The sequence below is a fragment of the Christiangramia portivictoriae DSM 23547 genome (genome assembly GCF_000423045.1).
Lineage (GTDB): Bacteria > Bacteroidota > Bacteroidia > Flavobacteriales > Flavobacteriaceae > Christiangramia > Christiangramia portivictoriae.
On the sequence record NZ_KE383971.1, the window covers coordinates 788,389 to 806,794 of the forward strand.

General features: G+C 42.0%; 17 protein-coding genes. 9 read left to right on the top strand and 8 right to left on the bottom strand.

Annotated features, from left to right (window positions below):
- Window positions 1-37 precede the first annotated feature (37 nt).
- Window positions 38-1,744 carry a gamma-glutamyltransferase gene (ggt, locus tag G529_RS0111965; protein ID WP_026915758.1) on the top strand — a complete coding sequence of 569 codons (1,707 nt, stop codon included), beginning with the start codon at window positions 38-40 and terminating at the stop codon, window positions 1,742-1,744.
- Here the strand turns inward: ggt and G529_RS0111970 are convergent.
- Complete coding sequence (locus G529_RS0111970) at window positions 1,741-2,325, bottom strand: pseudouridine synthase (protein ID WP_026915759.1); 585 nt, start codon at window positions 2,323-2,325, stop codon at window positions 1,741-1,743. The genes ggt and G529_RS0111970 overlap by 4 nt on opposite strands.
- Window positions 2,326-2,422: 97 nt before the next feature.
- Here G529_RS0111970 and wrbA point away from each other — a divergent pair, with 97 nt between their 5' ends.
- Complete coding sequence (gene wrbA / locus G529_RS0111975) at window positions 2,423-3,016, top strand: NAD(P)H:quinone oxidoreductase (protein WP_026915760.1); 594 nt, start codon at window positions 2,423-2,425, stop codon at window positions 3,014-3,016.
- 114 nt (window positions 3,017-3,130) lie between these two features.
- Here wrbA and G529_RS0111980 read toward each other — a convergent pair whose 3' ends face one another.
- From G529_RS0111980 to G529_RS0111995, 4 genes are all read right to left on the bottom strand, one after another.
- Window positions 3,131-5,287 carry a M3 family metallopeptidase gene (locus G529_RS0111980; RefSeq protein ID WP_026915761.1) on the bottom strand — a complete coding sequence of 719 codons (2,157 nt, stop codon included), beginning with the start codon at window positions 5,285-5,287 and terminating at the stop codon, window positions 3,131-3,133.
- An 86-nt stretch (window positions 5,288-5,373) separates the two neighbouring features.
- Window positions 5,374-6,393: a helix-turn-helix domain-containing protein gene (locus G529_RS0111985; RefSeq protein WP_026915762.1), complete on the bottom strand. Its 1,020-nt coding sequence runs from the start codon at window positions 6,391-6,393 to the stop codon at window positions 5,374-5,376.
- Window positions 6,394-6,500: 107 nt separating this feature from the next.
- A complete protein-coding gene (locus G529_RS0111990; protein ID WP_026915763.1) occupies window positions 6,501-9,044 on the bottom strand; it encodes an ABC transporter permease in 2,544 nt (847 codons plus the stop codon).
- 1 nt (window position 9,045) lies between these two features.
- Window positions 9,046-9,729 (bottom strand): ABC transporter ATP-binding protein, encoded by a 684-nt coding sequence (locus G529_RS0111995; RefSeq protein WP_026915764.1) that lies wholly within the window; start codon window positions 9,727-9,729, stop codon window positions 9,046-9,048.
- Between the two features lie 52 nt (window positions 9,730-9,781).
- Between G529_RS0111995 and G529_RS0112000 the strand changes: the two genes are divergently transcribed.
- Window positions 9,782-10,489 carry an arylesterase gene (locus tag G529_RS0112000; protein ID WP_026915765.1) on the top strand — a complete coding sequence of 236 codons (708 nt, stop codon included), beginning with the start codon at window positions 9,782-9,784 and terminating at the stop codon, window positions 10,487-10,489.
- On the opposite strand, the gene G529_RS0112005 is transcribed toward G529_RS0112000, so the two are convergent.
- Together G529_RS0112005 and G529_RS16240 are read right to left on the bottom strand one after the other, a co-directional pair.
- On the bottom strand, window positions 10,466-10,849 hold the full coding sequence (locus tag G529_RS0112005; protein ID WP_026915766.1) for a hypothetical protein: 384 nt from the start codon (window positions 10,847-10,849) through the stop codon (window positions 10,466-10,468). The genes G529_RS0112000 and G529_RS0112005 overlap by 24 nt on opposite strands.
- Window positions 10,849-11,391, bottom strand: a complete 543-nt coding sequence (locus G529_RS16240) for a hypothetical protein (protein ID WP_051201429.1) — start codon at window positions 11,389-11,391, stop codon at window positions 10,849-10,851. The genes G529_RS0112005 and G529_RS16240 overlap by 1 nt, the downstream gene beginning before the upstream one ends.
- A gap of 390 nt (window positions 11,392-11,781) precedes the next feature.
- Between G529_RS16240 and G529_RS0112015 the strand changes: the two genes are divergently transcribed.
- Complete coding sequence (locus G529_RS0112015; protein WP_026915767.1) at window positions 11,782-12,006, top strand: CDGSH iron-sulfur domain-containing protein; 225 nt, start codon at window positions 11,782-11,784, stop codon at window positions 12,004-12,006.
- Window positions 12,007-12,050: 44 nt separating this feature from the next.
- Here the strand turns inward: G529_RS0112015 and G529_RS0112020 are convergent, their stop codons facing one another.
- Window positions 12,051-12,731: a type 1 glutamine amidotransferase domain-containing protein gene (locus tag G529_RS0112020; protein ID WP_026915768.1), complete on the bottom strand. Its 681-nt coding sequence runs from the start codon at window positions 12,729-12,731 to the stop codon at window positions 12,051-12,053.
- A gap of 213 nt (window positions 12,732-12,944) precedes the next feature.
- On the opposite strand from G529_RS0112020, the gene G529_RS0112025 reads away from it, so the two are divergent.
- The 5 genes from G529_RS0112025 (at window position 12,945) to G529_RS0112045 (ending at window position 18,406) form a co-directional block, all read left to right on the top strand.
- Window positions 12,945-13,409, top strand: coding sequence for a (2Fe-2S)-binding protein (locus tag G529_RS0112025; RefSeq protein WP_026915769.1), 465 nt, complete (start codon window positions 12,945-12,947; stop codon window positions 13,407-13,409).
- Window positions 13,410-13,429: 20 nt separating this feature from the next.
- Complete coding sequence (locus tag G529_RS0112030) at window positions 13,430-15,694, top strand: xanthine dehydrogenase family protein molybdopterin-binding subunit (RefSeq protein ID WP_026915770.1); 2,265 nt, start codon at window positions 13,430-13,432, stop codon at window positions 15,692-15,694.
- A 5-nt stretch (window positions 15,695-15,699) separates the two neighbouring features.
- Window positions 15,700-16,038 (top strand): winged helix-turn-helix domain-containing protein, encoded by a 339-nt coding sequence (locus G529_RS0112035; RefSeq protein WP_035695988.1) that lies wholly within the window; start codon window positions 15,700-15,702, stop codon window positions 16,036-16,038.
- A gap of 80 nt (window positions 16,039-16,118) precedes the next feature.
- Window positions 16,119-17,270: a cysteine desulfurase family protein gene (locus tag G529_RS0112040; RefSeq protein ID WP_026915772.1), complete on the top strand. Its 1,152-nt coding sequence runs from the start codon at window positions 16,119-16,121 to the stop codon at window positions 17,268-17,270.
- The gene (locus G529_RS0112045; RefSeq protein WP_026915773.1) at window positions 17,267-18,406 is read left to right on the top strand and encodes an XdhC family protein; all 1,140 of its coding nucleotides are present in this window, start codon (window positions 17,267-17,269) and stop codon (window positions 18,404-18,406) included. Before G529_RS0112040 ends, G529_RS0112045 begins: the two co-directional genes overlap by 4 nt.

Genomic DNA, 18,406 nt, shown 5'->3' on the forward strand with positions numbered 1-18,406 from the left:
TCCTTTTCAGGGCTTTTTTTCTTTAAAACACCTTTCTATGTTTAAGATCAAATTAATGCTATTCTTATGTCTGGCGTTACAGCAATTAGATTTTTATGGGCAATCCGGCAGGATTCCAGTAGAAGCCAGCAATGGTATGGTTGTAAGTTCTCATTATCTTGGCTCAGAAACAGGTGTCGCGATTCTGCAGATGGGAGGGAATGCTATCGATGCTTCTATCGCCACTGCCTTTACGTTGGCTGTAACATTGCCCTCTGCCGGGAATATTGGTGGCGGCGGATTCTTACTTTACAAGCCAGTTAATGCTGAGTCCACCGCTTTTAATTTTCGGGAAAAGGCACCGGAGAAAGCTACAAAAACCATGTTTCTGGGCGAAGATGGGAAAGTAAAAGATAATTCGAACCATGAGACGAGTTTATCTGCGGGTGTGCCCGGGACAGTTGCCGGACTATACCAGGCGCATTCCAATGCAGGGAAACTGGACTGGGCCACTCTCGTTCAACCCGCGATAGATCTGGCCAAAAATGGCTTTGCCGTGTATCCAGACCTTGCCAGGTTTTCCAGGTGGGTCTATGAAAATAAAGAAGAATATGCTAGTACAGCTGCAGTTTTCCTGAACGACGAGGGAGAAGCTTACAGTACAGGTGACACCATCGTCCAAAAGGATCTTGCAGCATCGCTTACCAGGATCCGGGATTATGGAGCTGAAGGTTTTTATAAAGGTAAGACCGCTCAGTTAATTGAGGATTTTATGCGAAGCACCAACGGGATCATCACTAAAAAAGATCTGGAGAATTATGAGTCGGCAGAAGTGCAACCTTTGCGTGGTTCTTACCGTGGATACGGAATCATCGGGATGCCGCCTCCAAGTTCTGGAGGTACCGCAGTGATCGAAATGCTCAATATCCTTGAAAATTATGACTTGCAGGAATATGGACTCCATAGTGCACAAAGCATTCACTTAATTAGTGAAGCTATGCGTCGCGCATTTGCAGACAGGGCTCAATTCCTGGGAGATCCCGAATTTAATCCTGAAATGCCACTGGATACGCTTTTATCAAAATCCTATGCTCATAGACTACAGGCTTCAGTAATAGAAAAACAGGCTAGCGTTAGCGACTCTTCTAATTTTAACAAAAAGCATCTCCAATACGAAAGCGAAGAAACCACTCATATTTCAGTAGTCGATAAAGAGGGTAACGCAGTTTCTCTTACCTACACCTTAGAACATTCGTATGGAAACAGGATCGTAGTGGAAGGCGCGGGTTTTCTTCTGAATAATGAAATGGGCGATTTTAACGCCATTCCAGGGCTCACAAATTCGGAAGGTAGGATTGGGACAGTTCCAAATCAAATTGCTCCCGGGAAGCGTATGCTTTCCAGTATGAGTCCAACCATTGTAACCTTGAATGATAAAGCCTACCTCGTCATTGGATCACCAGGTGGCCGCACCATCATCAATACGGTGCTCCAGGTAATTCTGAATGTTGTGGATTACGAACTGGATATCGCCAAAGCGATCGAATCACCAAAATTTCACCATCAGTGGTTGCCAGACGTAATTACCTTTGAAGAATGGGGTTTTTCGCCAGATACCATAGCAATATTAAAATCTTATGGGCATGAAACCGGAACACGATCTTCCCAGGGTAGAGCTATGGGAATCATTATAGACCCTGAATCGGGAGCTTATTACGGGGCAGCCGACTCCAGGAGTTATATGGGCCAAGCTGTAGGTTATTAGAAACGAACACGATCTATTTCCCGCACTTCGCCGGTAACCAATGTATCCAGCCTTTCATTGGCGATACGAACTCTAACCAGTCGCAAGGTGGCAAAGCCAACTGCGGCAGTCATCTTTTTGACCTGCCGGAATTTCCCTTCAGTCAGGGTGATGCTAATCCAGCTTGTTGGACCATGACGTTCATCACGAATAGGTTTACTTCTTTCGGGAAACTCAGGTACAGTATCCAGTTTATAAACTGCACATTCTTTAGTTTGATATTCTTTCCCCTGAATGCTGATGTTTACACCCTTGCCTAATTCATCTATAGCTTCTTTGGAAATATTGCCATCAACCTGTACATAATATTCTTTCTCACTGTTGCCTGCCGTGATTTTGGTACTCAGCTTTCCATTGGTAGTCAGTAACAACAGCCCTTCAGAATCTTTGTCCAGTCTGCCAACCGCCATAGTGCCTTCTGGAAAATTACCCAGCTCTCCCAGCAGCTTGTGTTTTCCAGCCTTCTTTTGATTGGTTATAAACTGACTCAGATATCCGTAAGGTTTATAAATCTTAAAATGTCTGTGCGTGTTTGAGGTCATAATTTTTCAGTGCGGAATTTGAATTTTATCAAAACTTTAAATTTTGTTTGGAACAAATCTCCTTAAGTTCATAGAACACAAATTTAAAATCTAAATTATGAATATCGCTATCATTTATTATAGTATGACCGGTACGAATTACCAAATGGCGCAGTGGGCGGCAGAAGAGGCAAGATCCAATGGAGATCACGAAGTACGTTTGCGTAAAGTGAAAGAGACTGCACCTATGGATGTTATTAAATCTAATGATGCCTGGAAGGAGCATTATGAGCAAACAAAGGACATTGAAGCTGCAGCACTGGAGGATCTCGATTGGGCAGATGCAATAATCTTTAGCGTTCCCACGCGGTATGGAAATATCCCTTCACAGCTACAGGCATTTTTAGATACCACCGGAGGTTTGTGGAGTAAGGGAAAACTGGTAAATAAAGTGGTGTCGGCTATGACCAGTGCACAAAATCCTCATGGTGGCCAGGAAGCTACATTGCTTTCATTGTACAAAAGTATGTTTCACTGGGGAGCCATCATAGCTGCACCGGGATATACTTCAGAAGAACTGTTTAAGACCGGAGGTAACCCTTATGGTTTTAGTACTGAAGGTGGAGTGGATAACCTCAATGATCAATCGAAAACATCCATCTCACACCAGGTAAAACGGACTATTGATATTGCTGAAAGAATCAACAAGTAAGTCAGGTCCTGAAAACCTGCTCGTTGTACAAATTTATATTGAATAGTGGATCTTATTCCAATAAAAAAGGCCCTGGACTGCCAGGGCTTTTTTTTATTTTATACATCATTCAATTTAATCTTCAGATGAACCTGCATCTGGTACAGGAAATCCTCGATCACGCATCAGCGCGTCGATTTTGGCATCCCTTCCGCGGAATTTTTTATAGGCTTCTGCGGGGTCCATCGCATTTCTGGGTGCGAACAGATAGTTTACCAGTTTTCTGGCAACCTCCTTATCGTAGAAGCCACCTTCAGCTTCAGCAAAAGCTTCCGCAGCATCGGCAGTTAACACATCTGCCCATAGATACCCATAATAGCCTGTCGCGTAACCCTCACCGGAGAATACATGTCCAAAATGAGGCGTTCTGTGACGCATGACGATCTCTTCCGGCATATTTAATTGTTCTAAAGTTTCCTTTTCAAATTTAGCAGGATCGATCTTTTCTGGATCTGTAGTATGATATTTCATATCCATGATCGCAGATGCTAAAAACTCGGTAGTCGCAAATCCCTGGTTAAATGTTGATGCTTTCTTGATCTTAGCTACCAGGGCTTCCGGAATTACTTCATTGGTTTCATGATGTCTGAGAAACTGATTAATCACCTTATCTGTACTAAGCCATCTTTCCAGCAACTGAGATTGAAATTCTGTATAATCACGTACGCCTCCATTCAAAGTAGGGTATTTCACATCTGCTGAAAGAAAATGCAGAGCATGACCAAATTCATGGAAAAATGTTTCTGCATCATCCCAGGAAACTAATACTGGTTCACCTGGAGCGGGTTCAATAAAGTTGGAGTTGTTAGAGGCCAGAACTGGTTTTTCGCCCGTAAGCTTCGTATAACCTCTGTAAGTAGTTGCCCAGGCACCAGAACGTTTGCCCTGTCTCGCGTAGGGATCCAGATACCACAAACCTACAATCTCCCCAGAATCCTTATTGCTGACCTCCCAAACCTTTACATCTTCATGGAAAACAGGAACACTGTTGTTTTCTACTGGAGTAAATTTAAAATTGAACAATTCTCCGGCGGTAAAGAATAGCGCCTGAGTAAGGTTACCTAGTTCCAGGTATTGCTTTACTTCTTCGCTATCAAGATCATACTTTTCTTTTCTAACTTTTTCCGCATAAAATCTATAATCCCATGGTTTGATGGTGATACCGGCATTTTCCTTATCTGCAACCTTCTGCATGTCTGCCACCTCTTCCTTGACCCTGGCAAGGGCAGCAGGCCATACCTGCATCATCAGGTCCATGGCATTTTCCGGGTTTTTGGCCATGCGATTTTGTAAACGCCATTGCGCATAATTCTCATATCCCAGTAATTCCACACGCTCATCTCTAAGCTTCAGAATTTCCTGAATGATCTTCTTATTATCAAATTCATCGTTATTATCTCCTCTGGAATAGTAGTTCTTCCAAACCTTTTCACGCAATGCTCGTTCTGTGGAATAGGTAAGGAATGGATCCATGGATGATCTGGTATTGGTCACCGCATATGAGCCCTTATGATCACGGTCTTCCGCAGCTTTGGCCGCAGATTTCACGTAGGATTCTGGCAGTCCGCCAATCTGTTCCTTAGTAAGATAGATCACGTAATTTTCTTCGTCTGCCAGTACATTGCTTGAAAACCTGGTATATAGTGCAGAAAGCTCCTTGTTGATCTCAGCATAGCGTTTTTTGTCTGCTTCGTTCAGGTTGGCGCCCTGCATGGCGAATTCTTCATAAATCAGGTCGATCACTCTTTGTTCTGCGGAATCCAGGGGTTTCTCCTGAGAGTTCTCATAAACCGTTTTTATACGTTCGAACAAGGCTTCATTCTGGCTGATCTTAGATGAATACTCAGAAATTTCTGGAGCCAGTTCTTTCTGAACTGCTCTAAACTCCGGGCTGGAAACATTGCTGCTATAAATGCCATAATACGTAAAAGCCCGATTAAGTTCCCTGCCTGCCTTTTCCATGGGAATTATAGTATTCTCGAAAGTAGCTTCCGCAGAATTACTGGCGATTTGGTTGATCTCTTCCAGATGTAGCTGCATTCCTTTGCGAATCGCAGGTTTGATAAGTGAAACTTCCATTTTATCAAAGGCCGGGACTCCTTCATAAGGACCCTGCCATTCCTTTAGCAGCGGGTTTTCCATAATTTCCTGGTTATTTTCCTGAGCACTAGCCTGACTTATAAGCGCAGATAGCGCGATCATGCTTATGCCTGTTCGTATTTTCTTTTTCATGTATTAAATTTATGTTGAGGTCTTTTATTGTACAAAACCCAGACCAAAGCCTGGACCAGTACCTTCATGTTTGTTATAAAAAATGATTATTTAGCTGGTAACTCATTTCTGGAAAGAACTTTCCTGGGGGATACTCCGTATTTTCTTTTAAAGATCTTTGAAAAATAACTCCGGCTTGACAACCCAAGTTCATATACCACTTCGCTCACATTCTTTTTTCCGGAAGAAAGCATGTGCAGAGCTTTTGTAAGGCGAATATCGCGCACATACTCGTTCACGGTTTTCCCATAAACTTTCTGAAAGACTTCCTGGAGTTTATTAGTATTAACTCCGGCGATCTGGGCCAGTTCATTGACTGTTCCCACCTGAGCAAGATTGGAATCTATATAGCCCACAACCTTTTCCACGGCCGCCCGGTCCTTCTCCTTTAATTCATCCTGAGTTTGCTGATCCTCCTTTTTAAAGCGATTAAGCATATAACTAAGAATCTCCAACGATTTCGCACCCACAAAATTGATCCTGGGAAAACCTGTTAGATCACAGGTTTTAATTTCCTTGATGATTTCTGAAGTTTGAAGACTGATATTTCCCAAACTCGAAACCCGGTTGTGAGCCTGTACGTCACTAAATAATCTGTAAAAAATGGGTTCCAGTTCATGCAAGTCAAAACTGAAGTATTCCTGAAACTTCAACCGATCTATCTCGAGGTAACAAAGTGTTGTTTCCACATCTTTTTTAAGGGTAATATTGTAAGTCTCCTTGCTCTTAGGAGCTGCGATGACAAACTGATGATCTTCCACCACGACTTCAGTATCTAAAATATCGAAACTACTGCCAATCTTTCCTTCCAGGCAATATATGAATCGTATAGGTTTTATAGTGGGATGGGAGATTCGAAGTTCTGTATCCTCCCGAACTGTTACATGGTACATATACAAACCAATGCCATTAGGAAAATTAATTCCCCGAATGTTACCATCGCCTATTGAATCTGGAATGAATAATGAAAATTCGCCAAGGTGTTCAGAATGATCTATACCTACGGTCTTTGCAAGTTCGGGGATAAAATCATCTACATCATTTATTTCTAAATGATAAGTCTTCATAAAATTGAGTTAGCTGGTTAATCCATACAAGGTACACTGCGATTTGGATTATCACGGCTAAAGAATTGTTAAATTCATATGGTCTTTATAATTACGATCAATTTAACTTATCCTAACTCTTTCCGTAGCACAGCCAGGGGTGGACTTTTTACGACACTATAACTGTTCACCAGCCCAATGATCACAACCAGTGCGGTAATTGCTGGAAAAACTACCAGAAACGGAATCCATGAGGGGATGAACGTTGTGTCAAACAGGAAATAGCCAATCAGGTAGCTCGATATAAAAGATAGCAGTATCCCAGACATGCTTCCCAGGATTCCCAGGAACAAATATTCCAGACCAAGAATTTTAAGGATCTGAGCGTTTTTTGCTCCAAGGGTCCTTAAAAGCACACTTTCTCGAATTCGTTGATATTTGCTGGTTCTAACTGCACCAATGAGTACGATGATGCCGGTAAGAATACTGAAAAAAGCCATGAAATTAATAAGCCACGAGATCTTGCCGAGAATTTCCTCCACAACTTTTAGAACCTGTCTAAGATCGATAATGGTCACATTGGGGAATTTCTTTACCAGTTGCTGCTGAAGCTTCGCAGACGTATTATCGTCCTGCACGCGTGTTGTCATTACTCTGAATTGCGGTGCATCTTCCAGGACACCGGTGGGGAATAAAATCGAGAAATTAATCTGCATGTTACTCCAGTCAACGCTGCGGATACTCGCCACTTCAGTTTCCAGCTGAACTCCCTGAACGTTAAATATCATGCGATCTCCAATACTGGCCTCGGCATCTTCAGCAAGGTTGTCACTTATAGAAATGGGCACAGCACCTTCTCCAGTGTATTTAGACTTCCAATAGCCTTCAAGAATCTCTTCAGTTTCAGAAAGACTATCACGATACGTAGTGCGGAACTCATGATCCAGAACCCAGTTATTTATCGTGCTGCTGGTATCATTACGAATTTCATTGGTGCTTCTGCCTTTCAGCTCAATAACCCGCATCGTTACTATAGGGATGTCTTCTAAAAGCTCCAGGTCACTACTGTCAATAACACGCTTTACCTGTTCCTTCTGCTCACTTTGAACATCCAGCAGGATCATATTTGGAGTATTCTGCTTACTTTCAAGTGTGGTTTGGGCCAGAAGCAAATCCCTGGTAAAATACAGGGTGCTAATTAAAAAAGTTCCTATTCCAATGGCCAGGATGAGAATGAGTGTTTGATTTTGAGGTCGGTAGAGGTTTAAAATGCTTTGTCTAACCGGGAATCCCCAGTTCTTCGGAAAATACTTTTTGACCAATTTCATGATCAAAGCCGCAAATCCGCTTAAAATGGTAAAGGTAACTGCCAGTCCCAGAACGAACCAGATCGCGTATAACCAATTATCGAGTAACCAGAATGCAAAGATCCAGATGAAGATGATGACTGCCAGTGATACCAGGAACTTATATCTTTTATTCGATCCTGCAGATTGCTGCATGCGCAAGGTCTGCAATGGAGATATATCCAGGGTTTTAAGTAGAGGGTATAATGCAAAAAGCACCGACATACTGACTCCCAGGATAATTCCTGTAAGAATTACCAGCGGCGATATTTGCAGATCCAATTCTACCGGTAGCAGATCCTGAAGCAGGTAGGGGAAAAATTCCTGTAAACCAAGGCCTAATAGTGTTCCAATTACAGAGCCAATTAATCCAATGATGATCACCTGTATCAAAAAGATCTGAAAACTTTGTTTTCTGGATGCTCCCAGGCATTTTAAAATTGCGATCGATGCAACCTTTTCTTTAATATAGATATGTATGGCGCTGGCGATTCCAACACACCCAAGCAATAGCGCGATAAAAGCGACCAGGTTCAGGAATTTCGCAAAATTTTCATAGCGCCTTCCCAATCTCCGGCTGGTGGACAGGTGCGTGTCCAGGTCTGCTTCATTTGCATCAAGTATAGGATCAAGTTCTTCATCAAACTTCTCCATATCAAGATCTTCAGAAGCAGTAAAGTAATATTTGTAATCGATTCGGCTACCGGTTTGAACCAGTCCAGATTCATCTATGGCTGAAAATGGTACGAGTAGAGGAGGAGCTATGGAACTGAAAATGCTGGAGCTACCCGGAACATTGTTTAAAGCTCCGCCAATCTTTAATCTGGCGTTACCAATTTTCACGCTGTCCCCAATTTCCAGTCCCAACTGAAGCATTACCGTGGCATCAACCAAAGCAACACTAGATTTTTTAAAATTCCTACCAGCTTGTGCAGGTGTAGTTTCTATTTCCCCATAAAATGGAAAACCTCCTTCGATTCCCCGAACCTGCATTAACTTCGTTCCCTGTTTTCCGGGAAAGGCTGCCATGGAAGCGAAACTAATTTCTCTTGCTTCTGCGCCGCCCAGGGAATCTATGATCCCAAAAACTTTTTCGGTAGGAAGTTGATCACTGTCAATAATATAATCTGCACCCATCAGCGATTTTGACTGGAGTGCGATATTACGTTTAAGGTTTGTACTAAAAGATTGTATGGAAACCACCGCAGCGATTCCCAGAACGATGGATGCGATAAATAAAAATAATTTCCTGCTGCTTGCTTTCCCGTCCCTGTAAGCCATTTTTAATAACCAGGAGAAACCAGCCTTAGATCTATGGGAACTCATATTACTGCTGGTTTTGTAGTTTCTGAACCTTTCCACCTCGAAGTTTCAGGATACGTTGTGTTTTCTTGGCAAGTTCCAAATCATGGGTCACGATCACCAGGGTAGTACCCAGATCCTTGTTCAGGCTTAGTAAAAGGTCAACTACATTTTTTCCGGTAGCTTCATCCAGGTTTCCGGTAGGTTCGTCTGCAAAAAGTATTTTGGGTTTATTACAAAATGCCCGCGCCAGAGCTACTCTTTGTTGTTCTCCTCCAGAGAGTTGTGTAGGATAATGATGCATTCTGTCTTGTAAGCCAACTTTTTCCAGAAGGGCTGTGGCTTCATTTTCTGCACTCGAATCTCCCCGCAGCTCCAATGGTACCGCGACATTTTCCAGTGCCGTGAGGGTAGGAATCAATTGAAAGTTCTGGAATACAAAACCAACATGCCTGTTTCTCAACTCGGCGCGACCATCTTCATCAAGCTCACTTAAATTTTGTCCGCAAAGGTCCACAGTTCCATCATCAATTCGATCCAGTCCCGCGCTCAGGCCAAGTAATGTGGTCTTTCCACTTCCCGAAGGGCCAACGATAGCAAAAGTTTCACCTTCTTCAATATCAAAGTTGATCTTATCCAGGATGACCAGCTTTTTACTCCCGTTTTCATAAGTTTTGCTGAGATTTTCCACCCTTAAAATTTTTGCCATCTTAGTTGTTTTAATTTTCTTTACTCGGGCCAACAAAATAAGAAATGATTTTATGAATACTGCACCTATCTTTCGAAGCTTTCAAATCTTTGCGCTTAGTTTAGTTTTACTGCTGAATCTTTCATGCGGAAATGAAAAAAAATCGGTTGCATCTGAAGAGAAATCTGCCACTGAAGAATCTGAGAATAATTCAGAAGAAGAAAATACTAAAACCATCCTGTTTTTTGGGGATAGTATTACTGCAGGCTACGGGCTTGAAACCGATGAAGCTTTCCCCAATCTAATTCAGCAGCGACTGGATTCTCTGGGTTATGATTACAAGGTGATCAACGCAGGGCTGAGTGGAGAAACGACTGCCGGAGGTCTCAATCGTATAGACTGGGTTCTCAAGCAAAATGTGGAGATCTTTGTTCTTGAACTTGGCGCAAATGATGGCTTACGTGGTGTTCCTTTAGCTGAAACCAGGTCCAATCTCAATAAGATCGTAGATTACGTTCAGGAAAAAAATGCAGAAACCAGGATCATTCTTGCTGGCATGCAGATTCCGCCAAACCTGGGAGCAGAATATACTTCAGAATTTAAAAAGTTATTTCCGGAGCTGGCTGAAAAAGAGAATATTGAACTAATACCATTTATTCTTGAAGGTGTTGCAGGTGATCCGGAACTCAATCAACAGGATGGAATTCATCCAACGGCTGAAGCACAGCCAATTCTTGTGGACAATATCTGGGAAACTTTAGAACCTCTCCTTCAGAAATAGTTCTTGAAACCCCAGGCTGGAACAAAATGCGATCGCCGCGGTAGTGCCCAGACTGCCTCCAAAACCTTCGAAAAATATGCCGGTGCAGTAAAATAATATTCCGAAGAAAACAGAAGACAAAGTGATAAGGCGGTAACTGCCTGCGATTTTTTCTGAAGCCATTCCAACAAAACTTGCACCCATGATAACCAGAGGTAGTGCTTCCCGAAGAACTTCACTTAACGGCATATAGCTTAAAAATCCTCCCAAAATACTCATCAGGGAAGAAGCAATAACGGCTCCTAAATTTAGTCTATTGTTCAGGAAATAGGTCGATAGACCTGCGAACAAGCTGCAACCTATAATAAGTAGTAAAAACATTATAATAGAAAGTAGGTTAAAAGACTTACAAGGCTTACACCGGCAAAAGCGATAGTTCCAAGTTTTCCTGCATACCCCTTAAAATCGCCACGCAACAGGATCAGTATGCATGCAGCAGAAAATGAAGCGAGTAATATAAAAATGTAGTTTCCAGCAACGATGGCCGGCGTCATTCCTACGAAAGCACCACAATAAATGGCAGGTGAAGCTATGCTGGCAAGTCGATGATCTGTCAGTTTCGGCAAAACGCCACCAGTAAGACCAATGATGCCTGCAGAAAGTACTGCATTTAGTTGAAGTTGATCCTGTAATAGGAAAGTCGCCAATCCGCCAGCAATCACGAAGAAGATCGTTTCCAGGTGAATTTCATGATTTGTCGAATCCTTTTTTTTAGAAATATGCTTAGTGTAAAAGTAGAGAAGCAGCGAGGTGATCAATATAAGGGCAGTAAGTTGAAAAAGCTGCTGCTGACTCTCAAATATTGCAAATCCAATAAAAAGAAGATGAAATACAAAGAATATGAATTGGGGTAGTTTCCGCATGAATGTAGTGGTCTCGAAGAAAAGAAGAACCTTTCAAAAAGTAAGAATATTGCTGAGTCTTAAGGGATTTTGGTGAATCCACTAATTTTAACGAATGTTGAATTGTTTCTAAAATAAAATAATCACTATTTTTAAGTAGGATCAAGTAGTGCATTGATTTATAACCATATATGAGTTCTGGCCACTATCAATTCTATCATTTTAAAATGAATTTGGACTGGTATTATTTATAAATCTAAATGCTCGAAGATCTGCATAATTAATGATCAGTTTTGAAAAAAGCTTCTTACCGGAAGCTTTTTTCTATTTTTCTTATTCCTTTGGACAGCCCTTAAATAGAAAGAATCTAAACCATCTTTCGATTATATTCGTAGTTCAATTCTTATAAAAATGTCGAAAACAAAATTAACTGTCAATAGTAACGGATCTCTGAAAGTAGAAGGAGATTTTGAAATCGTGGATAAGAACGGAAACGTTTACGACCTGGGTGGAAGAGACCTGGTTTCTGTCTGCAGATGTGGATTATCCAATAATAAGCCGTTTTGCGACGGAGCGCATAGAAACCATTTCGAGCACGAAGCAGTAGCATTCGACTTACCTCCAAAAAAGAAATAAAAAAAAGCCTCTGAACGTCAGAGGCTTTTTTATGTAGATATCACCTACTTCTTTAGCATATCATATAATCTTGAAGCTACTGCTCCAGATGATTGAGGATTCTGCCCGGTGATCAAATTCCCATCGGTCACTGCATACTCATTCCAATCTGCTTCTTTGGAATAAATACCACCATTTTCTTTCAGCATATCTTCTACTAGGAAAGGCACAATATCAGTAAGTTGAACAGCTTCCTCTTCAGAATTTGTAAACCCGGTCACTTTTTTACCCTTTACAAGGGCATTTCCATCCTTAGCTTTTACGTTTTTAAGTGCAGCTGGTGCATGACATACAAAAGCTATTGGTTTTCCCGCCTCGTTAAAACTTTCGATCAATTCTATAGATCTTTTATCCTTAGAAAGATCCCAAAGTGGGCCATGTCCTCCTGGATAAAATATTCCATCAAAATCAGCTTCCTCAACATCAGATAGCTTGTGTGTATTATTGATCACTTTCTGAGCTGCTTCATCATTTTTAAATCTAATTGTGTCTTCAGTCTGGTTGTCTTCAGAATCACTGGTAGGATCTATTGGAGCTTTTCCACCTTCAGGAGTCGCAACAGTAATTTCAACATCTTTATCCAGTAAACTATAGTAAGGATTGGCGAATTCCTCGATCCAGAAACCAGTTTTGTTTCCAGTATCACCTAATTTATCGTGTGATGTAAGTACAAATAAAACTTTCATAATAATAATTTTTGGTTTGTTCTCAATTTCCAACTTAATGTTCAGTCAGAGAATTATTTAGCACAAATTTAAGCATGAAACGGTCCATAAAGATTGATATAGGTTAAGGATACTGGTTAAAAAATTGTTAGCTGCCGGAAAAATTATCCTCTAATTGAGATGGAAGCTGGTTTTGAATGAAATAAATACGTAATTTTTAGGAAAATTTAAGATATGGCGTCAATCACTCTAAGCATTAATAATAAAGAGCAGGCTTTTGATATAGATCCCAATACCCCTTTGCTATGGGTCTTAAGGGATCACTTAAAACTGGTAGGTACCAAATTTGGCTGCGGAATTGCGCAATGTGGTGCCTGCACCGTCCATTTTAATGGCAATGCTGTACGCTCCTGTCAACTACCTATTTCCTCAGCAGCTGGAAGTAAGATCACTACGATAGAAGGCCTTTCAGAGAATGGAGATCATCCTGTTCAAAAAGCATGGCTTGAGCACGATGTACCACAGTGCGGATACTGTCAGGCTGGCCAGATCATGACTGCAACTGCACTACTCAACCGGAATCCTAATCCTACAGATTCTGAGATAGAAAATGCAATGAACGGGAACATTTGCAGGTGTGGAACCTATACCCGTATTAAAGCTGCCATCAAGACCGCATCCAATTCTCAGGAAGTTTAATAATAGTCAAAGCAAGTAAGATGAGTAAAGTAAAAACAAGGTTTGGACGACGATCCTTTATAAAGAGTGTTTCGATAGCCAGTGGCGGACTAATTATTGGCTTTAACTGGATGGCTTGCAAAGGCCCGGCAGAAGAAGGCAGTGAAGAACTGGCAATGCAAATGCCAGATGAATGGTTCGAATTGAATGGCTATCTTAAAATAGGCGACAATGGAATCGTGACCATTTATTCTCCAAATCCTGAAATCGGGCAGAATGTAAAAACATCCATGCCTATGATCGTTGCAGAGGAACTCGATGTAGACTGGAATAATGTGATCGTGGAGCAGGCTCCTCTTAATACAGAAATATTCACGCGACAACTTGCTGGTGGTAGTCAATCCATCAGGCAGGGCTGGCAATCTTTAAGAACAGCCGGTGCGACTGCAAGACATATGCTGGTTGCAGCAGCTGCTCAACAATGGGAAGTTCCTCAGGATGAAATTACAGTTAGTAACGGAGTGATTGAACATATTAATTCTGATAAGAAAATTGGCTTTGGAGATATAGCAAAACAAGCCGCGTCCATCGAAGTCCCAGAGGAAGTAAGTTTAAAGGAAAATACAGATTTCAGAATCATAGGCACCTCCAGGAAGAACGTGGACGCGAAAAAGATCGTAACAGGCAAACCGCTGTACGGCCTGGACACTCAGCGCGATGGCATGCTTATCGCAATGATCTTGCAGCCACCGGCATTTGGCATGGAATTTAAAAATATGAACGCCGAAAAAGCAAAAGGCCTACCCGGCATTATAGATGTTTTTACCATTGATACATTTCCTGAAGATATGGAAAAGGAGTGGAGCGATGTTGGATCATTCTCAAAACTAGTCGTCGTTGTTGGCGAGACTACCTGGCAGGTTATGCAGGCCCGCAAAGAGCTGGAAGTAGAATGGGATCTCAACCCAGAACTTACCAAAGAGATCGAGATACTGGAGAAATCTGCAGGAATGAGGGATGCCAGCGGACTCGAAAGTAGTGATATTCACAGCTCTTTGATGGTAGAAGCCGGTACCAAAAACGCCGAAGTGGTAAGAAAGGATGGAGATCCTGAAAAGGCTTTTAAAAATGCTGCCAGAGTGATCGAAAGATCTTACACCTGCCCGTTCCTGGCGCACAACTGTATGGAGCCCATGAACTTTTTCGCCAATGTCTCCAATGGCAAAGCTGAATTAATAGGCCCCATACAAACTCCGGAATATGCTGAGAAAAGTGTGCAGAAACGACTTGGGATCGATCTGGAAAATATAGATATTCAAATGACGCGCATGGGCGGAGGTTTTGGAAGAAGACTTTACGGTCATTTTCTGGTTGAAGCTGCGGTCATTTCAGAAAAAGTGGGTGCACCTGTTAAGCTGATTTATACAAGGGAAGATGATATGACCAATGGTGTATACCGGCCGGCTTACCATGTGACTTATAAGGCAGCTTTAGACGCGAATAATCAATTAACCGCTTTCCATGTGAATGCAGGCGGTATTCCTGAGAGTCCGCTTTTTGCAAATAGATTCCCGGCAGGGGCTATAGATAATTACCTGGCAGAAAGCTGGGTGGTAGATTCCAATATTTCTGTTGGAGCTTTTAGAGCACCACGGTCCAATTTTATCGCTGGAGCTGAGCAATCGTTTCTCGATGAACTGGCAGAAGAAATGGGAAAAGATCCTATAGAATTCAGACTAGAAATGCTGGATAAGGCAAAGAAAAATCCTGTTGGTGAAAACAACGATTATGATCCAGGAAGATATGCGGGGGTTCTGAAACTTGCCCGGGACAAATCTGGCTGGAATTCAGACTCAAAAATGGCGAGAGGCGTATCTGCCTATTATTGTCATAATTCTTATGTCGCCCAGATCCTCGACATGACTGTTGAGAATAATCAGCCTCTTATCAATAAAGTCACCTGCGCGGTTGACTGCGGAATCGTGGTAAACCCTGAAGCTGCTAAGAATATGGTAGAAGGTGGAACGATTGATGGCATTGGTCATGCATTGTTCAGTGAAATGACCTTTTCTGAAGGAGTTCCGCAGCAAAGCAATTTTGACGGCTATCGACTCATTAGACATAAAGAGGCTCCCAAAAAGATTGATGTTCATTTTGTAGATAACGGGATCGATCCTACAGGTTTGGGAGAACCGCCATTTCCGCCAGTTCAGGGAGCATTGGCCAACGCGCTCTATAAAGCCACCGGAAAGAGATTTTATAAGCAACCATTTATAACAGGTTTGCAGGGTGATCTTAAGACCTGATTTCTATGAAGAGCATCAAGGTAAAATGCTGGATCGAAACTAACGGAGATAAATTCTATGGCCCGGGTCCCCATGAATTACTTCGGAATATTAAAGCTGAAGGCAGTCTGTCCAGAGCGGCAGAAAAAATGCAGTTGTCCTATCGCAAAGCCTGGGATATGATACAACAGTTAAATAAGCATTCTGAAGAGCCGTTGGTAATCTTGAGAAAAGGAGGCAAAACTGGTGGAGGAGCAGAGGTTACCACTCGTGCTGAAGAAGTAATGGAAGCCTACATTAAGCTTCAGCACAAATTACAGGAGGTAACGCAGGAAGAGAGACAACTTCTGGAAATCTTAAATTAAAACTAAAACTATGATTTTTAAAAGCATCTTTCATAGTTTTAATGTCCGATATATATTTAAATACATAACGCTCGAAATACTTGTTAGAATCCAGTAAGATATACCTTGATTATAATGCCACAACACCTGTAGACAAACGGGTTCTGGATGGAATGCTGCCATTTTTCACTGAAAATTTTGCCAATCCTCATAGCGATCACGCATTTGGATGGGATGCCGGTGAAGCCTTGGAAAATGCAAGAATGCAGGTGGGTAGCTTGATAAATGCGAGATCTTCGGAAATCACCTTTACATCTGGAGCTACAGAAGCGGCAAATCTCGCTTTGTTCGGCTATGCCAGGGAGAATATTTCCAAGGGAAAACATATTATAAGCTGCAGAACAGAGCATAAAGCGATACTCGAAACGCTCAATGCCCTCGAAAATGATGGTTTTGAGATCGAATTTGCTGAGGTGAACACTGAAGGAATCTTAAGCCTGGAAGATTTACAAAGCTTAATGCGGCCAGATACCATCATGGTTGTATTAATGTTGGCTAACAATGAAACCGGGGTGATCCAAGATATTCGTGCAATATCGAAACTGGTCCATGAGAATGCTAGTGTGCTGATGAGTGATATTACCCAGGCGGTTGGGAAAATGGAAGTCGATGTAAAATCATTGGGTATCGATATGGCAATTTTTTCATCGCATAAGATATACGGACCTAAAGGTGCCGGAGCATTATTTGCTTCATCCAGAATCGCATTAAGCGGGTATTTGTTTGGAGGAAATCAGGAAAAAAGAATCAGGCCGGGAACTGTGAACGTACCAGCAATGGTAGGTTTTGGAATTGCTGCGGAAGTTGCCAAAAATGAATTGCAGAAAACTTCAGAAGAAATGCTTGCTCTGCGAGTTTATTTTGAAGAGCAGCTTGAGGGTCTGGAAGATGTTCAGATCAATGCAAAATACCAAAACCGACTCCCGAACACCATCAGTTTTAGCGTTCATGATATAGATGGAGATGCGTTGTATCGAAGAATGAACAGGATCGCTATCTCCAGGGGATCTGCATGTACCAGCAATACCGTAGAAGCCTCGCACGTACTGCAGGCAATGGGTTTCAGAGAGGAACTGGCTCTTGCCACCTATCGGCTTAGTCTTGGGAAAGATACCACCCGGCAGCAACTAAACCAGGCTTTCGAACATATTCAGAACGCCATCAGCAGTATTAAATCAACCAGTATGGTATGAGAGAAATAGACGCCATAGTTGCCACATATCAAAAACTTAAGAGTGATCAGGTTTCTTGTGTTCTTGCGACCGTCGTTCATGTACAGGGTTCTTCTTACCGAAGAGCAGGCGCCAGAATGCTGGTAGATGAATTCGGAAACCTTACTGGTGCTATTAGTGGTGGATGTCTGGAAGGAGATGCACTTCGGAAAGCGCTGCATGCGCTACACCAGAGAAAAAATAAACTGGTTACCTACGACACCAGTGACGAGAATGATGCAATAATTGGAGCCCAGCTAGGCTGTAACGGAATCATAAAAGTATTATTTGAGGCGATTGATTTTAAAAATGAGCGAAATGCCTGTGAATTATTGCAAATCGCCATAGATAATGAGGAAAAAGCTTCAATTGTAGTCAAATTCGACCTGAATGAACAAAATTTTCAAGCCGGAACCATTGCTTTGATTTATTCTGAAGATGCTATGCACACTTCAGCTGAAATTAGCGAGAAAGTTCTATCAAAAGCTGAAGAAGTGATTCAGAATAAGCAATCTGATCTTATACAGCTGGATAACAGTAATTATAGCCCGATCCAATTTATGCAGTTTTATGAACCGCCGGTAAGACTGGTTCTTATTGGAGCAGGAAATGATGCGATGGTCCTGGCGAACCAGGCCGAACTTTTGGGTTGGAAGATCATCATAGCAGATGGGAGACCTTCTCATGCGAATACTCAGCGATTTACTTCAGGTTGCCATGTGATCGTGACCAGGCCGGAAGAGGCTCTGCAACATGTAAAAATTGACGAAAGAACCTGTTTTGCGTTGATGAGCCATAACTACCATTATGATCTCGCTGTACTGAAGTTGCTGCTTACAATAAAAGAGGTTCCATACATTGGTATTCTGGGGCCGCTTAAGAAATGGCAGCGTATGAGGGAAGATCTGGAAAACGAAGGAATCAGGATCTCTAAAGAAGATGAAGATCGAATCCATGCACCCATTGGCCTGGAGTTGGGAGCAGAAACTCCAGCTGAGATAGGTCTATCCATTCTGGCAGAGATACAGGCAGTTTTAACCGCTTCCAGCGCTAATTTCCTGAAACATAAGAATTCGCCAATTCACAAAAGAACAACTTCAGAAATTCTAAGCTTATAA

Excerpts from the sequence above, each read along its gene's own strand:
- G529_RS0112015 (WP_026915767.1), top strand. The coding sequence starts at position 11,782 with ATGTCGAAAACAAAATTAACTGTCAATAGTAACGGATCTCTGAAAGTA.
- ggt (WP_026915758.1), top strand. The coding sequence starts at position 38 with ATGTTTAAGATCAAATTAATGCTATTCTTATGTCTGGCGTTACAGCAA.
- G529_RS16240 (WP_051201429.1), bottom strand. The coding sequence starts at position 11,391 with ATGCGGAAACTACCCCAATTCATATTCTTTGTATTTCATCTTCTTTTT.
- G529_RS0112030 (WP_026915770.1), top strand. The coding sequence starts at position 13,430 with ATGAGTAAAGTAAAAACAAGGTTTGGACGACGATCCTTTATAAAGAGT.
- G529_RS0112000 (WP_026915765.1), top strand. The coding sequence starts at position 9,782 with ATGAATACTGCACCTATCTTTCGAAGCTTTCAAATCTTTGCGCTTAGT.
- G529_RS0111970 (WP_026915759.1), bottom strand. The coding sequence starts at position 2,325 with ATGACCTCAAACACGCACAGACATTTTAAGATTTATAAACCTTACGGA.
- G529_RS0112020 (WP_026915768.1), bottom strand. The coding sequence starts at position 12,731 with ATGAAAGTTTTATTTGTACTTACATCACACGATAAATTAGGTGATACT.
- G529_RS0112025 (WP_026915769.1), top strand. The coding sequence starts at position 12,945 with ATGGCGTCAATCACTCTAAGCATTAATAATAAAGAGCAGGCTTTTGAT.
- G529_RS0111995 (WP_026915764.1), bottom strand. The coding sequence starts at position 9,729 with ATGGCAAAAATTTTAAGGGTGGAAAATCTCAGCAAAACTTATGAAAAC.
- G529_RS0111980 (WP_026915761.1), bottom strand. The coding sequence starts at position 5,287 with ATGAAAAAGAAAATACGAACAGGCATAAGCATGATCGCGCTATCTGCG.
- wrbA (WP_026915760.1), top strand. The coding sequence starts at position 2,423 with ATGAATATCGCTATCATTTATTATAGTATGACCGGTACGAATTACCAA.
- G529_RS0111990 (WP_026915763.1), bottom strand. The coding sequence starts at position 9,044 with ATGAGTTCCCATAGATCTAAGGCTGGTTTCTCCTGGTTATTAAAAATG.
- G529_RS0111985 (WP_026915762.1), bottom strand. The coding sequence starts at position 6,393 with ATGAAGACTTATCATTTAGAAATAAATGATGTAGATGATTTTATCCCC.
- G529_RS0112045 (WP_026915773.1), top strand. The coding sequence starts at position 17,267 with ATGAGAGAAATAGACGCCATAGTTGCCACATATCAAAAACTTAAGAGT.
- G529_RS0112005 (WP_026915766.1), bottom strand. The coding sequence starts at position 10,849 with ATGTTTTTACTACTTATTATAGGTTGCAGCTTGTTCGCAGGTCTATCG.
- G529_RS0112035 (WP_035695988.1), top strand. The coding sequence starts at position 15,700 with ATGAAGAGCATCAAGGTAAAATGCTGGATCGAAACTAACGGAGATAAA.